The following is a 15,908-nucleotide window of genomic DNA, read 5'->3' as shown; positions in this document are numbered from 1 at the left end:
CCCCGCCCCTACGACTGCCCCAGTCCCCTACGCCGGCGCCTCGCCCCAGCCGTCGGTGTGCACGGCCTCGGCCAACGGGCGCTTGCTCCGCCAGCCGTGCCGGGCCAGGTCGGGTACCGCCTCGAAGTGGGTGACCGGGCCGAGGCAGAGCCAGGCCACCGGACGGATCCCGGCCGGGATCCGGAGCAACCCGGCGAGCCACTGCTCCCGGTAGAACGACACCCAGCCGACGCCGAGCTGCTCGGCGGTCGCGGCGAGCCAGAGGTTCTGGATGGCCAGGCAGGCCGAGTAGAGCCCGGTGTCGGCGATGGCATGCCGGCCGAGCACCGCCGGTCCGCCCCGGGCCGGGTCGTAGGTGACCACGATCGACAGGCTGGACTCCAACACCCCGTCGATCTTGATCCGGGCGAACCTCTCCGCCGCCTCCCCGGTCAGGGTCGCGGCGAAGACCTTCCGCTCGGCGCTGACGTGCTCGTGAAAGGCGCGGCGCAGCTCCGGGTCGCGGACCACGATGAAGTCCCACGGCTGCGAGTATCCGACGCTCGGGGCCGCGTGGGCGGCGGCGAGCACCCGGTCCAGGGTCTCGGCGGGCACCGGCGCCCCGGTGAACTGCGCCCGCACGTCCCGGCGGCGGTGGATGACGTCGTACAGGTCCATCGGGCACCTCACATGATCACGTCGCCGAGCAATCTAATCCGATCTCCAGGGACGATGCCAGCCTGCACGCCGAGATCGGGCGCCCGGCACCCCGCTGGTGGGCTGGCGCTGGCGGGCCGGACACCGCCGGGGTCATGCTGTCCCGATGGGCGTACGCGTCGAACGGTCCGCGACGGTGACCACAGTGATCCTGGATCGACCGTCGGCGCGGAACGCCGTGGACGGTCCGACCGCGCGGGCGCTGGCCGACGCGTTCCGCGCCTTCGAGGCCGATCCGGACGCGGCGGTGGCGGTGCTCTGCGGTGCGGGCGGCACGTTCTGTTCCGGTGCCGACCTGAAGGCGATCGGCACCCGCACCGGCAACCGGGTCGCACCGGACGGGGACGGCCCGATGGGTCCGACCCGGATGACGCTGTCCAAGCCGGTGATCGCGGCGATCTCCGGGTACGCGGTGGCGGGCGGGCTGGAGCTGGCGCTCTGGTGCGACCTCCGGGTTGCCGAGGAGGACGCGGTGCTCGGCGTCTTCTGCCGGCGTTGGGGGGTACCGCTGATCGACGGTGGGACATTTCGGCTGTCCCGACTGATCGGCGAGAGCCGGGCGATGGACCTGATCCTCACCGGCCGTCCGGTGCCGGCGCCCGAGGCGTACGCGATGGGTCTGGTGAACCGGCTGGTCGCCCCCGGTACGGCTCGGACCGCAGCCGAGCAGCTGGCCGCGGAGCTCGCCGGGCACCCGCAGACCTGTCTGCGCAACGACCGGGCCGCGCTACTGGCTACGGCGGCGCTGCCGGAGCCGGCGGCGCTGGCGACCGAGCTGACCTACGGGATGGAGTCGTTGGCCGCCGACGCGGCGGCCGGGGCGGCCCGGTTCGCCGCGGGTGCCGGCCGGCACGGCGCCGGGGCCTGACGGGGCCGGGGCCTGACGGGGCGGGTGCCGGACGGCACGGCGCCGGGCCTGACGGGTCAGTTCAGCGCGGCGCCGACTGCCGGGGCGAGTAGCGCGAGCAGCGCTGCCGGGGCGTCCCGGCGCTCGTCCAGGTGCAGCACCAGGTCCTCGATCGCCTGCTGTCGGTGCCGGTCCAGGATTCGCCCGGTCAGGTCCCGATACTTGTCCACGATGTCGGCGTTACTGAGTGGACGTTGCACCGAGCCGAGCGGCGTCTCGGTGCGCTGCTCGTGGGTCCGACCAGCATCGGTGGTCAGGCGCACCCGCCCGGTCGACGCCGGCCCGGACCCGCGGTTCACGGTCATCTGGTCGATCAGCCGCCACACGTCGTCCCGGTCCAGCCGCTCCGGTCGGAACTGCTCCACCGAGACCGTGCCGTCGAGGAGCGCCACCGCCGTCGTGTAGCAGACGGACATCTGCGCGGCGACGCTCTCGATCGGCCGGTGGAGCGGGAATACCGCGTGGTCGAAGACGGACTCGGCGACCTCGATCTCGATCTGTCCGATGGCGGCGGGGTCGAATCCGTTCGTCGCCCGCAACGCCAACGCGGCCTCGATCGACGGGTGGGTGTACGCCATCGCCGCGTACGGTTTGATCGTCTGTTCCGGCAGATACCAGTGTTCGCCCAGCGCGTCGCCGATCGTCGCCGGATCGGTGTCGTGCCGTGCCGTGAAGGCCGTCAGGTATCCGCCGTAGCCGCGTTCGAAGACCCGCTTGATCCCGATGTAGTCGCCGGCGGCCAGGGTCGCCGCGACCAGGCCGTTGCGGGCCGCGAAGCCGTGCTGCATGCGCTTGACCATCGACTCGTACTGCGCGGCCATCAACCCACCTGACTGGGTCGCGGCGATGCCCAGCGCGTCTTCGAACCGGGCGGGGGTCAGGTCGTACAGCGCCCCGCCGGCCGCTGCGGCCCCCAGCCCGCCGAAGACCGCGCCGGAGTGCCAGCCCCGGGCTATCAGCGCTGGCCCGCCCAGCGCGCGGCCGACCCGGACGCCGGTCTCGAAGCCCAACACCTCGGCCCGGAGGAGGTCGGCCCCGGTGACCGTCGCCCGCCGGCCAGCCACGGCCAGCAGCACCGGCAGCAACACCGCGTTGGCGTGCCAGGGAATCCGGTACGACACGTCGTCGAGCTCGAAGCCCTGGATGAAGCTGCTGTTCAGCAGCACCGCCGTGGACGCGTCGGTGGTGCGGTCCCAGCCGGCGACCAGGCTGGAGCCGGGCTCTACGGTCAGGCTCCGCACGGCGATCTGGGACCAGGGCAGCCGGGCGCCGACCAGGAGGCAGCCGATGCCGTCCAGGATCAGGTGCCGGGCCCGGGTGGTGACGTCGGCGGGGATGGCGTCGATCGAGGTCTCCGCCAGCCAGGTGACGAGCCGACCCGTCGGCCCGTCCGGGTCGGTCGGTCCTTCTGGGTCCGTTGGCCGGTCCGGGTCGGTCGGTGTCGCGCCGGCCATGTTCGCCTCCGCTCCTCCCACGTTCGTCGCCGTCACCCGACCTGCCGGATCAGCCCAGGTCCCGCAGGGCGTCGGAGATGGCCCGGTAGAAGGTCGGGTACGCGTAGATCATGCTGCGGAGTTCGGCCAGCGGTACCGCCGCATGCACGGCGACCGCCAGCCCGGAGAGCACCTCGCCGCCGGCTGGCCCGACTGACGTTCCACCGACCAGCACTCCCCGGTCGGCGTCGGCGACGAGTTTGATCAGGCCGTCGGCGCGGTGGATCCAACCGCGGGCCGAGGAGCCCAGCGATACGGAGCCGACCTGGACGTTGATCCCCCGCTGGCGGGCCTGCGACTCGGTGAGCCCGACCGCCCCGACCTCCGGGTCGGTGAAGGTGACCCGGGGCAGCGCCCGGTAGTCGGCCCGGGGGACGGCCGTGCCGTTCGGGTCCGTCCCCGCTCCCGTGCCGGATCGATCGCGCTCGGGGCCTTCGACGGCGTCAGCTCGACGGACGCGGTCGAGCAGGTCGGCGACGACGATGCCCGCCTGGTAGGTCGCGACGTGGGTGAAGGCGCCGGCACCGGTCACGTCGCCGACCGCCCAGATCCCCTCGGCGACGCGCAGCCGGTCGTCAACCGGTAGGAAGCGCTGGTCGGCGCGGATGCCGACGGTGTCCAGGCCCAGTTCGTCCAGGTGCGCCTGGCGGCCGGTCACCACCAGCAGCCGATCGGCGGTGTACCGGGCATCGTCCGCCCGCAGGGTGAATTTCTGCCCGTCGTGGTCGACCCGGTCCGCCAGCACGTCGGTGTGGATATTGACGCCGTCGGCGCGGAGTGCGGCGGCGACCACCTCGGACGACTCCGGCTCCTCGGTCGCCAGCACCCGGTCCAACGCCTCGACCACGGTGACCTGGACGCCGAATCGCGCGAAGACCTGCGTCAGCTCCAGCCCGATCGCGCCGCCACCGAGTACCAGTAGCGAATCCGGTAGCTGAGCTACCTCGATCGCCTGGTGGTTCGTCCAGTACGGAGTTTCGGCCAGCCCGTCGATGGGCGGCGCGGCGGGGCGGGTACCGGTGCTCAGTACGATTCCGTGCCGGGCCTGGAAGACTTGGTCGTTGACGCGGACCCGACCCGGCCCGTCGAGCCGTCCGCTGCCCCGGATGAAGCGCCCACCCTGGTTGCCGAACCGTTCCACCGCGACCCGGTCGTCCCAGTTGTCGGTGGCCTCCGCGCGGATCCGGTCCGCCACGGGTGCCCAGTCGGGCGACACCCGCGTCGACCCGGCGAATTCGTGCACCCGGTGTGCCTCGGCGAGGGTGTTCGCCGCCCGGATCATCATCTTGCTGGGCACGCATCCCCAGTATGGGCACTCGCCACCGACCAGGTCCCGCTCGATGCCGACGACGCTGAGCCCGGCTTCGGCGAGCCGGCCGGCCACCTCCTCGCCGCCGACTCCGAGCCCGACGACGACCACGTCCACCAGCTCTGGCTCCATCCTGTCAGCCTAGGGACGGGACCGGGTGAGTGTCATCAATGGTGGGCCGGGCACCCGGACGGGAGTGCCGGTTCGGGTGAGCAGGGCCCGGGCGGTCTCCGCGAGCCGGTGGTGCTGCGGCACCCGGGCCCGCCGGGCGAAGACATCGAAGTCCTGCTCGGCGACCTCGTCGAGGATGCCCCCGTAGAGCGTGTACGCGGTGCGGATGCAGGCCTGCGAGGCGGGGTCGAGCAGGGTGACCCCGGGTGCGGCGGCAGCGTAGTGCGCCTGGGCCCGGGCCACCTCGTGGCGGATCAGTTCCCGAATCGGTTCGCTGGTCCGGCCGGCGGCGCGGGCGGTCAGGAGGTCGTCGCGGGTGACGCTGAAGCGGGCCAGGTCCGCGTCCGGCAGGTACGTCCGGCCACGGTCGAGGTCTTCGGCAACGTCCCGGATGAAGTTTGTCAGTTGGAAGGCGAAGCCGAGCTGGCGGGCGGGTTCGCGGGCGGCGACCGGGTCGGCGCTGCCGAGGATCGGCAGCATCATCGTGCCGATGACGGCGGCGGAGCCCTCCATGTAGTGGAGCAGGTCGGCGTAGGTGGGGTAGGAGTTGACGGTCAGGTCCATCGCCATGCTGCGCAGAAACGACGCGAAGTCGTCTCGGTTCAGGTCGAAGACGGCGATGGTGTGTAGCACGGCGGGGAGCAGTGGGTCGGTGACCGGCTCACCGTGCAGGCCGGCGAGGAACCGCGCGGCCCAGTCGTCCAGCTGGGCGGCCCGCTGCGCTGCGGGCAACTCCTCGGTTCGGTCAACAATCTCATCCGCATAGCGGGTGAAACCGTACAAAGCATGTACATGTCGCCGTTTCCAGGCGGGAAGTAGCCGGGTGGCGAGATAGTAGGTGCGGCCGTGGTGGCGGTGTAGCTCACGGCATCGGTCGTAGGCGGCGGTGAGATCCGTGTCCACCGGCCCCTCCCTCAATTCGACGCATGAATCGACGCAACTCGTCACCCTAGGGTATGCTCCCGCGCATGGCCAACGACGCAGTTGTGGGTAAAGCCCCCCGGGTCATCTCGGCCCGCCGCGGTGGCGAAACCGACTCGGTCCGCGCCCGCTTGGCCGCCTACACCGGGGAGGTCGTCGCCGCGGTTGACGACACGCTCGTCGACTTCCTCGACACCGAGATCGACGCACTGGCCGCGATCGACCCGAGCGCCGGCCAGTTCGCCACCATCGCCCGCGACAGCGTGTTGGCCGGCGGAAAGCGGCTCCGCCCGACCTTCGCCTACTGGGGATGGCGGGGTGTCGTCGGCGGCGCCGAGCCCCTGCCCCCCGTGCTGCCGGCGCTCGCCGCGCTGGAGTTGCTGCACGCCTTCGCGCTCACCCACGACGACGTGATGGACTCCTCCGCCACCCGACGTGGCCGGCCCACCGCACACGTCGCGGTCGCCGCCCAGCACGCCGCGGCCGGGCGGCGCGGCGACTCCGGCAAGTTCGGCGAGAACGTCGCCATCCTCGTCGGCGACCTCTGCCTGGTCTGGGCCGACCGGCTCCTCGCGCAGGCCGTCCTGCCGCCGGCCCGGCTGCTGGAGGTCCGGCGCTGCTACGACCAGATGCGGGTGGAGACCGTCGCCGGGCAATACCTCGACGTCCTCGGCGAGAGCGACCCGACGAACTGGTCGGTGGAGCGGGCCCTGCAGGTCGCCCGCTACAAGACCGCCAGCTACACGGTGCGGTGGCCGCTGCTCGTCGGCGCCCGGCTGGCCGGCGTCGGCGCCGACTCCCCGCTGCTCGCGGCGTACACCCGCTACGGCCAGGCCGTCGGCGAGGCGTTCCAACTCTGCGACGACCTGCTCGGCGTCTACGGCGACCCGGCCACCACCGGTAAACCCGCCGGTGACGATCTGCGCACCGGCAAGCCGACCGTGCTGCTCATGCTGGCCCGCAGCCGGGCCGACTCCGCGCAGCGTCGCGCCCTCGACCAGGTCGGCGCGGGCGCGGACGACCGGGAGGTCACCCGACTGGCGGAGGTGGTCGCGGCGACCGGTGCCGTCGCCCAGGTCGAGCAGATGATCTCTGATCGGGTCGCCGAGGCGCTCGACGCCCTCGCCGCTCCAGCGATCGATGACACCGCGCGGACCGCGCTCGCCGGTCTCGCGACCGTCGCCACCCACCGGCGAGCATGATGGGCGCGTCTTCCCGAGGAGGTGGTCAGGTGCGCACGGTACGCGGGCGTACGGACCGGGTGGTGATCGTCGGTGCCGGGCTCGGCGGGCTGGCCTGCGCGCTGCACCTGGCGGGCAGCGGTCGCCAGGTGACGGTGCTGGAACGTGAGCCGGTGCCGGGTGGTCGGGCCGGTCGACTCAGCGTCAACGGGTACGACTTCGACACCGGACCCACGGTGCTGACCATGCCGGATCTGATCGCCGAGGCGCTGCATGCCGTCGGTGAGGAGCTCGACGACTGGCTCGAACTGACCCCACTCGACCCCGCCTACCGGGCGTACTATCCGGACGGCTCCACCCTGGACGTGATCACCGACACGACCCGGATGGCCGCCGAGATCGCGAAGGTCTGCGGCCCGCGGGAGGCCGACGGCTACCTCCGCTTCGTCGACTACGCCCGCGAGCTGTGGCGTCTCGAACGGGCCGACTTCATCGAACGCAACCTGGACGCCCCCACCGACCTGCTCACCGGGAACCTGCTGAAGCTGCTCGCCGGCGGTGCCTTCCGGCGGCTCCGAACGAAGATCAATCAGTTCTTCCGGGACCCGCGTACCCAGCGCGTCTTCTCCTTCCAGGCGATGTACGCCGGGCTCGCGCCGCACGACGCGCTCGCCATCTACGCGGTTATCGCGTACCTCGACTCCGTCGCCGGGGTGCACTTTCCGCGCGGCGGCATCCACGCCGTCTCGCGGGCGATGGCTGGCGCTGCCGAGAAACACGGGGTGCAGCTCCGGTACGACACCACCGTGACCCAGGTGGAGACCGCCGCCGACCGGGCGACCGGTGTCCGTACCGCCAGCGGGGAGTTCGTCCCCGCCGACGTGGTGGTGCTCAACCCGGACCTGCCGGTGGCGCACCGGGAACTGCTCCAGACCCGGCACCGCCGGTTGACCTACTCCCCCTCCTGCGTGGTCCTGCACGTCGGGTCGACGCAGGGCTATGCGAAGATCGCCCATCACAACATCCACTTCGGGCGGGCGTGGCGTGGCACCTTTGACGAGGTCATCCGTCGGGGCGAGCTGATGAGCGACCCGTCGCTGCTGGTCACCAACCCGAGTCGGACCGACCCGTCGGTGGCCCCCGCCGATCGGCACGCCTACTACGTGCTGGCGCCGGTGCCGAACCTCGACCGGGCCCCCTCCTTCGACTGGCGGGGCGGCCTGGCCGACCGCTACGCCGACCGGCTGGTGCGAACACTGGAGGAGCGGGGCTACGTGGGCTTCGGCGACGGCATCGAGGTACTGCGGACGGTCACCCCCGCCGAGTGGGCGGAGCAGGGCATGGCCGCCGGTACGCCGTTCGCCGCCGCGCACAGCCTCTTCCAGACCGGGCCGTTCCGCCCGCCCACCCTGCACCGCGGACTCGCGAACGTGGTCTTCGTCGGCTCGGGCACCCAGCCCGGAGTCGGGGTGCCGATGGTGCTGATCTCCGGCAAGCTCGCCGCCGCGCGGGTGACGGGGGCCGCTTCGTGACCGGCCGGGAAGCCCACCTGGTCGAGCTGGTGGACGAGGCCGGTGTGGTGACCGGGCAGACCACGGTGCGCGCCGCGCACCAGCCGCCGGGGCGGCTGCACCGGGCCTTCTCGGTGCTACTCGTCGACCCCGACGGCCGGGTCCTGCTCCAACGCCGGGCCGCGGTGAAGACCCGCTTCCCGCTGCGCTGGGCCAACGCCTGCTGCGGCCACCCGCTACCCGGCGAGCCGTTGACGATCGCCGCCAACCGCCGGCTCGGCGAGGAGCTGGGCGCCGCCCCGGTCGAGCTGACCGAGGTCGGCAGCTACGTCTACCGCGCCGAGGACCCGACCACCGGCAGGGTCGAGTTCGAGTACGACCACGTCCTCCGGGGCGACCTGCCGGCCCACGCCCCGCTGCGCCCCGATCCGGAGGAGGTCGCCGAGCTGCGCTGGGTGCACCCGGCCGTGCTGGCAGCGGAGCTCGACGCCGACCCGCCCGCGTACGCCCCGTGGTTGGGTGGGGTGCTCAACCGGCTGCTTCACCCGGGCGAGCCCACCCTGCGTCAGCCAGACCTGCGTCAGCCCACGCTGGCGGCCGAGGACGCTCCGGAGCGGCCAGGTGGCGGATGAGGCACTGAGCGCTGGCACCGTCGCCCGCCAGCTGGGCGTTGCGGTGACGACCCTGCGCACCTGGCATCAGCGCTACGGGCTCGGGCCCAGCGAGCACGTCCCCGGGCACCACCGCCGCTACACCCCGGCCGACCTCGCCCGCCTGGAAACCATGCGGTGGCTCACCGCCAACGGGGTCGCCCCGGCCGAGGCCGCCCGTTGGGCCGTTCAGGCCCCCGACACCGCGTTTCCCGGTCCCGGTCCCGGTCCCCGGACCGAGAGGCGGGGGGCGCGCGACGGCGGTGGCGCGACAATCCCGGTGGGCCGGTCCGGCCCGGCCGCCCGGGGGCTGGCCCGGGCCGCCATGCGACTGGACTCCAACGCCATCAACGAGGTGATCGACCGCGCCATTCGCACCGACGGCGTGGTCACTACCTGGGACATGCTGCTGCGACCAGTGCTCGCCGGGATCGGTGAACGGCACGCCGCCACCGCGGCGCTGATCGAGGTCGAGCACCTGGTGTCCCGCTGCGTGTCGGAGGCGTTCGCCGCCGTGGTCCGCGCGCACGCGCCCCACGGGCCGCCTCGCATCCTGCTCTCCTGCGCCGACGAGGAGCAGCACAGTCTCCCGCTGGAGGCGCTCGGCGCGGCGCTGGCCGAAACTGGGATCGCCCACCGGCTGCTCGGGGCCCGAGTGCCGGTGCGGGCGCTGCTGGAGGCGGTCAACCGTACCGGGCCGGCTGCGGTCGTGCTGTGGTCGCAGACGCGGAGCACCGCCGATCCCACCCAGCTCACCGCCCTGCTCACGGGCCCCCATCGGCCGTTGCTGGTCTTCGCGGCCGGACCGGGCTGGCAGGCGGACGGCCTCCCCACCGGGGTGGTGCGCCCGGTGGACCTCGCCGAGGCGCTCTCGCTCACGGCAGCCGTACGCGACTCGCTGGACCAGCAGGCCGCGGGGTAGGGGGCGGCTGCGGTGCCGAGCCGGCCCGGAGCCTGGGTCTCACCTGCGGGTTTCCGTTCCGGCGGGGAGCACCGGGACCGGTTTGGTTGAGCGGCCGGCCATCACGTATGCTTTCTAAGCCTCCGGCGGGGCCGGATGGGAGCAAGACCGTCAGAAGTTGTGAGTGTGCAATGATGGCGGGGCCGCCCTCATCGTCTAGCGGCCCAGGACGCCGCCCTTTCAAGGCGGTAGCACGGGTTCGAATCCCGTTGGGGGCACGGTCCGACCTCGGTCGGATGAGCTAGGTCCTGTGGAGCAGTTGGAGTGCTCGCCGCCCTGTCAAGGCGGAGGTCGCGGGTTCAAGTCCCGTCAGGACCGCAAACGTCGAAGGCCGCGCCAGCACGCGCGGCCTTCGACATATCGGGCAGGTGACCCGGCCGGTCGGTGACCTCGGCGGGCGGGTATCATGACCCGAAGCGCGGCCAGGTAGCTCAGTTGGTACGAGCGTCCGACTGAAAATCGGAAGGTCGGCGGTTCGACCCCGCCCCTGGCCACATAGCCTTTCGCCGGGCTATACAGATCCCCACCAGCGGAAACGTAGGTGGGGATCTTTTGCATCCGGCGTTGCCTGGGAGCTCTGAGGATGACCGTGGTTGACGCCGTGGTGACACGCCCTGACGCGCGGCTGAGGTTGTAGTCGGCCGCGTGTCACGAACCCGGCACCGCGTGGCCGCCGCCACGCCGGACCCTGACCGGCCGGCAGGCCGCACACGCGGCCCGGCGCTGACGTGGCCCTTGACCAAGTGTCGTACTCCAGATGATGGGTTCACATTGGTTCCTAATGACGAGTCACAAGATCAGGCAGGGTAGCCACGCCCTTGCCTGGGCTAGAAAGGACCAGTCGCCCCAGTCGGCAGCAATGAACGCTTGCTAGGCATGATGATGTGATGTCGACGCAGCGATACCTCGTTCTTCACGACTACGGCATGGGCGGCCTGTGGTGGTGGATTCGCGCCAGGTCGGTCCGCGAGGTGCAGGAAGCCTTCGCCGAGGTTGAGGTCGTCGACGACCCCGCCGCTGTCGCGCGCGCCGAGGGCTGGGATCTCGACGAGGTGGACATCGGTGCGGCGACTCTTCCTGCTGGTTTGGACGAACTACGCGCCATGCGCGACAAGCAGCGCGCGCTGCCCGGTTTTGGCGCGCTCGCCGACAAGCAGGTGCTGTTCTTGCGTCAGTTGTGGGACGACGACGAGCCGGCGACGTACCTGATGGAGGTCGGGCCGGACGGTCGCCGTGTCCGGCAGGTGGAGGTCGCCGAGGACGGCACCGGGATTAAGACCGATGCCGAGGATTGGCCCTTGAATCCGCCGTTGGTAGATCTTTTCGATCCGCAGTTGCCGAACCAGGAAATCGATCGTGATGAGTTCGAAAGAGCGTGGGCAGCCGCACGGTGGGAAGACAGCCGGTAGTCCTATCGGTGACGGCTTTCAGCAGTGACCTACGCCCGATCTGCGATACGAGCAAGCGCGCGTTTACACGTTCCTTTGGTGCGAGCCTGGCGTGCCTTAGAAGTTGTTCGACCACCCAGTCCTGCCGATGCCCAGGAAGGCAGTGTGAGCCGGGGTGTACTCAACGGAGCCACCGGCCAACTGGTGGAGATTGCTGCCCGCCGGCACTAATCTGCGGTTCTGGGGTCTGAAGCAAGCGGGCTTGATGGGAGGCAGCAAGTGCACGCATACGTCGTGATCATTGAGCGCGCCGAGGATGGTGGCTATGGTGTTTGGTCGCCCGACCTCCCTGGCTGTGTAGCGCTTGGGGAGACCCGTAGGAGGGCTCTGGCCGAGATGCGTGAGGCTATCGCTTTTCACCTGGAGGGCCTGCGCGAGGCGGGCGAGCCGGTTCCGGCGCCGAAAGCGGTCGGCGTTGATTTGATCGCCGCGTGATGCACGCTGCCCGCGTACGGGGAGGCCGCCATCCGGCAGCCTCCCTCGCGAACCGTACGGATTGCTAACCGGCGCAACCAGGTACGCCAAAGCAGTTGTTCGGCCGGTTCTTGACCACGATGGTGCCGGTGGCGGTGTTCAACTCGACCGTTCCATTTATCACGTTGAAGACCCCCCCGCCGTCGGTGGCGGCGATATTCTTGACCACCTTCGTGTCGAAGAGACTGACGGCGCCCCCGAACGTGTTGTATATGCCGCCGCCCTCGTCACCCGCCTGGTTTCCGGTGACCTTTGTTCGCCGCAACACCAGGGAGCCGGTGTTGTAGATGCCCCCAGCGTCCGTGGCGGCCGTGTTGTTTTCGATGTTGCTGTTCTCGACCACCACGGAGGAGCCCGGGTTCGTTCCCAGGCCGCCAACGAGGGTTGTGGTGGCGACATTTTCGGCGACGGTGACCGATTTGAGGGTGAGCTGTGTGTCGAGGTTCGCGAGGATGCCGCCGACCTCCATCGCGGTGTTGTTCGTGATGCGGGTATCCGCCACGGTGCCGATTCCGATAAATATTACCAGGCCGCCGCTGCCGAATGAGGCGTGATTGGCGTTGATGGTACTGCTGTCGATCTGGACTTCCACCGCGCCGAAGACCCCAGCTCCGATGAAAGCGGTATTGGCGCGTACGTGAGTCTTGCGGATCTTGAGTACGCCCACACTTACTATCCCGCCACCGAAAACAGCAGCGCGATTGTCATCAACGGACGAGTGGTTTATGTGGGTAGTGCCGTTGTTGGCGATGCCCCCGCCGTTGCCGTCGGCGATGTTTCGGGTGATAGCGCTGTCGTTGGTGGTGAGTCTGCCACCGGGGTTGACGAGGATTGCGCCGCCGTCGCCGATGGTCTGTCCGCCGGTGACTTTCAGATTGTTCAGGGTGAGGTCGCCGCCGACATTGATGGTGAGGATGCGGAACTGGTCGGCGGCGGCGGCGCGTTCGATGGTGGTGTGTTTGCCGCCGTTGAGGGTGATGGGGGTGGTGATGGTGGGCAGGCCGGCGCCGTCGAGGTTGGTGGTGAGCAGGTAGGTGCAGTCCTTGGCGAGGTCGAGGGTGGCGCCGCCGCGGGCGTTGGCGAGGGTGATCGCGGCGATGAGGGCTTCGGCGTCGCAGGGCACGGGGGTGCCCTTGGGCTGCTTCCCCTTTATCCCGGTGCCCTTGCCGTAGTGCTTGCCCCTGCCGTCGTCGCGGGTACCGCGGCGCTCGTCAACGGAGGGGGCGTCGGCGCCGGCAGCGACGTTGATCGCGCTGGCGGCTGGGGTGACGACAGCGCCGCCGGTGCCAAGGGTCAAGCCGGTCATGCCGGCCAACCCGACGGCCCACCACCGGTTTCTGGCTCGGCGTGCCCGGGGCTTGTCTGGTTCGTGGTCGTGGTGCGGTGGGGCCATCACAGTCTTGGTCTCCTTTTCTCTGTGAACGGCGAGCAACGCACCACCTGCGGTGGCCGTTCCTTGGCTACCGGGCAGGCGGTAGCGACCACCTTCAGCTAACCCCGACACCGGCCCCACAAAGACATGAACACGAAGAAAACGCTTAAATAAGACATCGGGCCGCGGTTCACGTCAGGCCAACGGCCGGACCTTCCGCCTGATCCGAGCGGACCAGGGCAACCCGAACGATTGGTAGTGCTTGGTCGGGTCACAGGTGAGCAGTCCGATCCAGCCGCCAGGGCGGATCTGCGGGGGTTGGTGTCACCGCCAGCCCCGCACCCGTTTCGGGGGCGCCCAGCAGCCCTGCCCCACCGAGGCGAGGTAGTCGTAGGCGGTTTCGGTGGGTGGGCACGGCCACCCGCAGCCACAGACCGGGCATCGGTCCACGCGTGGCCAGTGTTCGGTGATGATTCGCCGAGCGGACAGGAGCATCCGGTTGCGCAACTGGGCTGCCGACAGCCGGTCACGGGCGCGATCGGGCATCGGTGGCCTTACCGGGAGTTGGCCCGCTGTCGGGCCAGCGGGGTCATCAACGGCCGGGTATCGAAGATCACTGTTGGCTGGTTGCGGAGTGGGTGGTAGGCGCCCGCTCGTGCCGCGTACCGGGTCGCAGGTCCGGTCGCATCCATGTGCGCGGGCCGACGGCCGAAGCGGTGCGTGGCGGCAGGCCGTACGGGTACGGACTGGCCGATGAGTCGCCGCCAGGCATTACGGATGTTTCGCATGAGGATCGCCCTCCCTCGGTGCTGCTACAGCGGTTGACTCCCGTCATGATGTCGCTGCTGTGTCGCCGGGCGCGACGGCACAGCACATGGCAAACCACCCACTTTGGTGGCGACATTCAGGCGACAGATAGCTATAGTGATGACCATGACTACCCCCAACACCGCGCTTCGAGCTGTCCGTGCCGGGATGCGGATGAGCCAGGACGACTTCGCCCGCGCGCTGCAGGCCGCCGGCCACCGGGCCGGAGAACCGAACGACGCCAACAAGCGACTGGTGCAGCGGTGGGAGTCCGGCGCGATCGCTGCTCCCAGGCCCGTCTACCTCCGTGCGCTGGAGGTGGTTACCGGCCTCCCCATCGAGCTACTTGGCTTCGCCGCGCTGCCGGGTGCTCAGGTCAAGGCTGATCGCGAGGGGGGCCACGACCTGACCTCGTCGATGTCGGATCTGGCTACGCCGGAGCCAGCGGCCCGCCCCGGCGCCCCGCACGGTTCTTACGTGGGCGTGTGGCTCAGTCGCTATCAGTACTACTCGAGCGGCCGCGGTGAGTCTTACGCCGGGCAGCACTACGTGGTGTTGTTGCAGCACAGTGACCGGCTGACCGTACGCAGCCTCCCGAACTCCGCCTCGTCGTCGCTGGCGCTGGATCTCACCGTGGACGGCAGCGTCATCACCGGGACGTGGATCGAGCAGACGGCCGAGGAGGGCTACTACCGAGGCGCCCGCTATCACGGGGCAATCCAGCTGCTCGTCGAACCGACCGGCAGACGTATGACCGGCAAGTGGGTCGGCTTCGGTAAAGCCATGGATATCAACACCGGCCCATGGGAGCTGGTGTTCCAGGACAACTCGACCAGTAAGGCCACTCTGGACCGGTACAACACCCTGCCCCAGGACCTTCCCGGATAGCGCGTCGTCTCCCTGGGCGTTGAGGGCACCCCGGCGTGATGCCGGCGGCCGGCATCCTGGCCCGCCAGCCGCGTCGAACGGACCGGGCCCCGCCCCTACCGGAGTTCGGCGGGAGCGGGGCCACTGTGGGGCCGATGTCGTTCGGTTCGCTAGCCGGCGCAGCCGGGGACGTTGACGCAGTTGTTGGGTCGGTTCTTGATCACGATCGTGCCGGTGGCGGTGTTCAGGTTCACCGTGCCGTTGTCGTTGTAGATGCCCCCGCCGTCGACGACGGCGACATTCTTGATGATCTTTGTCGCGATGAGGTCGAGGGTGCCGGTGGCTTCGTTGTAGATGCCGCCGCCCTGGTTGCCCGCCTGGTTACCGATGACCTCCGTCTGCTGGAGGACGGTCTCTCCGGCGTTGTCGATGCCACCCCCGTCGGCGGTAGCGGCGGTGTTGTTCTTGATGGTGCTGTCCCTGACGACGAGGAATGCGCCATTGGAGACCACCGCCCCGCCCCCAGACTGGCTCGTCGCGGTGTTGTCCGCGAGGAGCACCTTCTCGAGGGTGACCTGGCCGGGGGAGTTGAGCAGGAAACCGCCACCCTGGGGTGCGGTGTTGTTCACGATTCGGGTGTGCGTCAGGGCGTGCGTTCCCGAACCCAGCAGCAGCCCACCGCCGGCGTCGCTGGCCTGGTTGTGAGCGATGACGCTGTGCGTGGCGCTCATGTTGCCAAGGCTGAAGATGCCGCCCGCCTCACTTCCGTTGTTCGACTCGACCTGAGACTTGGTCAACGTGAGCAGGCCGGAGTTGAAGATCCCGCCGCCGAACACGGCAGTGTTGCGGCTGACGGTGGAGTGGTTGAGGGTGGCCACGCCGTTGTTGCGGATGCCGCCACCGCTGCCCCCGGAGATGTTGCGGGTGATGGTGCTGTGGTTGGTGGTGAGTGCCCCGCCGGTGTTGACGAGGATTCCACCGCCGTCGTTGTCGGTTTGTCCGCCGGTGATGGTGAGGTGGTTGAGGGTGAGGTCGCCACCGACGTCGACGGTGAGGATTCTGAACTGTTCGACGGCGGCGGCGCGTTCGATGGTGGTGTGTTTGCCGCCGTTGAGGGTGATGGGGGTGGTGATGGCGGGG

The 15,908-nt window shown here is 70.0% G+C and carries 16 protein-coding genes and 3 tRNA genes; 11 read left to right on the top strand and 8 right to left on the bottom strand.

Features of this window, described 5'->3' with window-relative positions; translation table 11 throughout:
• Positions 1-27: 27 nt before the first annotated feature.
• Positions 28-657 carry a 5,6-dimethylbenzimidazole synthase gene (gene bluB, locus H0524_RS06720; protein WP_180197876.1) on the bottom strand — a complete coding sequence of 210 codons (630 nt, stop codon included), beginning with the start codon at positions 655-657 and terminating at the stop codon, positions 28-30.
• Positions 658-802: 145 nt separating this feature from the next.
• Between bluB and H0524_RS06715 the strand changes: the two genes are divergently transcribed.
• Positions 803-1,564: a crotonase/enoyl-CoA hydratase family protein gene (locus H0524_RS06715; protein WP_180197875.1), complete on the top strand. Its 762-nt coding sequence runs from the start codon at positions 803-805 to the stop codon at positions 1,562-1,564.
• Positions 1,565-1,620: 56 nt separating this feature from the next.
• On the opposite strand, the gene H0524_RS06710 is transcribed toward H0524_RS06715, so the two are convergent.
• The 3 genes from H0524_RS06710 to H0524_RS06700 are packed head-to-tail and all read right to left on the bottom strand — an operon-like array spanning position 1,621 to position 5,479.
• Positions 1,621-3,057, bottom strand: a complete 1,437-nt coding sequence (locus H0524_RS06710; protein ID WP_180197874.1) for an MmgE/PrpD family protein — start codon at positions 3,055-3,057, stop codon at positions 1,621-1,623.
• A gap of 49 nt (positions 3,058-3,106) precedes the next feature.
• Positions 3,107-4,537 (bottom strand): NAD(P)/FAD-dependent oxidoreductase, encoded by a 1,431-nt coding sequence (locus H0524_RS06705; RefSeq protein WP_180197873.1) that lies wholly within the window; start codon positions 4,535-4,537, stop codon positions 3,107-3,109.
• A 9-nt stretch (positions 4,538-4,546) separates the two neighbouring features.
• Positions 4,547-5,479 carry a phytoene/squalene synthase family protein gene (locus H0524_RS06700; protein ID WP_180197872.1) on the bottom strand — a complete coding sequence of 311 codons (933 nt, stop codon included), beginning with the start codon at positions 5,477-5,479 and terminating at the stop codon, positions 4,547-4,549.
• A 65-nt stretch (positions 5,480-5,544) separates the two neighbouring features.
• On the opposite strand from H0524_RS06700, the gene H0524_RS06695 reads away from it, so the two are divergent.
• The 9 genes from H0524_RS06695 to H0524_RS06655 all read left to right on the top strand — a co-directional run bounded on the left by H0524_RS06695 (position 5,545) and on the right by H0524_RS06655 (position 11,683).
• The gene (locus H0524_RS06695; protein WP_180197871.1) at positions 5,545-6,699 is read left to right on the top strand and encodes a polyprenyl synthetase family protein; all 1,155 of its coding nucleotides are present in this window, start codon (positions 5,545-5,547) and stop codon (positions 6,697-6,699) included.
• A 29-nt stretch (positions 6,700-6,728) separates the two neighbouring features.
• On the top strand, positions 6,729-8,210 hold the full coding sequence (gene crtI / locus H0524_RS06690) for a phytoene desaturase family protein (protein ID WP_180197870.1): 1,482 nt from the start codon (positions 6,729-6,731) through the stop codon (positions 8,208-8,210).
• On the top strand, positions 8,207-8,821 hold the full coding sequence (gene idi, locus H0524_RS06685; RefSeq protein WP_180197869.1) for an isopentenyl-diphosphate Delta-isomerase: 615 nt from the start codon (positions 8,207-8,209) through the stop codon (positions 8,819-8,821). Before crtI ends, idi begins: the two co-directional genes overlap by 4 nt.
• Complete coding sequence (locus H0524_RS06680; RefSeq protein ID WP_180197868.1) at positions 8,811-9,761, top strand: MerR family transcriptional regulator; 951 nt, start codon at positions 8,811-8,813, stop codon at positions 9,759-9,761. Before idi ends, H0524_RS06680 begins: the two co-directional genes overlap by 11 nt.
• Positions 9,762-9,945: 184 nt before the next feature.
• Positions 9,946-10,018, top strand: a tRNA-Glu gene (locus tag H0524_RS06675).
• Positions 10,019-10,044: 26 nt separating this feature from the next.
• Positions 10,045-10,118, top strand: a tRNA-Asp gene (locus H0524_RS06670).
• A 102-nt stretch (positions 10,119-10,220) separates the two neighbouring features.
• A tRNA-Phe gene (locus tag H0524_RS06665) sits at positions 10,221-10,294 on the top strand.
• Positions 10,295-10,687: 393 nt separating this feature from the next.
• Entirely contained in the window at positions 10,688-11,209 is a 522-nt protein-coding gene (locus H0524_RS06660; protein WP_180197867.1) for a hypothetical protein, read from the top strand.
• A gap of 258 nt (positions 11,210-11,467) precedes the next feature.
• Positions 11,468-11,683: a type II toxin-antitoxin system HicB family antitoxin gene (locus H0524_RS06655; protein WP_180197866.1), complete on the top strand. Its 216-nt coding sequence runs from the start codon at positions 11,468-11,470 to the stop codon at positions 11,681-11,683.
• Between the two features lie 64 nt (positions 11,684-11,747).
• Here the strand turns inward: H0524_RS06655 and H0524_RS06650 are convergent, their stop codons facing one another.
• From H0524_RS06650 to H0524_RS06645, 3 genes are all read right to left on the bottom strand, one after another.
• On the bottom strand, positions 11,748-13,028 hold the full coding sequence (locus H0524_RS06650; protein ID WP_375371995.1) for a right-handed parallel beta-helix repeat-containing protein: 1,281 nt from the start codon (positions 13,026-13,028) through the stop codon (positions 11,748-11,750).
• Between the two features lie 390 nt (positions 13,029-13,418).
• Positions 13,419-13,640 carry a hypothetical protein gene (locus tag H0524_RS24510; RefSeq protein WP_255435820.1) on the bottom strand — a complete coding sequence of 74 codons (222 nt, stop codon included), beginning with the start codon at positions 13,638-13,640 and terminating at the stop codon, positions 13,419-13,421.
• A gap of 8 nt (positions 13,641-13,648) precedes the next feature.
• A complete protein-coding gene (locus tag H0524_RS06645; RefSeq protein ID WP_180197864.1) occupies positions 13,649-13,882 on the bottom strand; it encodes a hypothetical protein in 234 nt (77 codons plus the stop codon).
• Between the two features lie 136 nt (positions 13,883-14,018).
• Between H0524_RS06645 and H0524_RS06640 the strand changes: the two genes are divergently transcribed.
• A complete protein-coding gene (locus H0524_RS06640; protein ID WP_180197863.1) occupies positions 14,019-14,789 on the top strand; it encodes a DNA-binding transcriptional regulator in 771 nt (256 codons plus the stop codon).
• A 149-nt stretch (positions 14,790-14,938) separates the two neighbouring features.
• Here the strand turns inward: H0524_RS06640 and H0524_RS06635 are convergent.
• A partial coding sequence (locus H0524_RS06635) for a right-handed parallel beta-helix repeat-containing protein (RefSeq protein WP_255435819.1) occupies positions 14,939-15,908 on the bottom strand: 970 nt, incomplete at its 5' end.

It is taken from the genome of Salinispora sp. H7-4, assembly GCF_013416675.1.
Taxonomy (GTDB): domain Bacteria; phylum Actinomycetota; class Actinomycetes; order Mycobacteriales; family Micromonosporaceae; genus Micromonospora; species Micromonospora vitiensis.
This window is presented reverse-complemented; position numbering and strand designations above follow the sequence as displayed.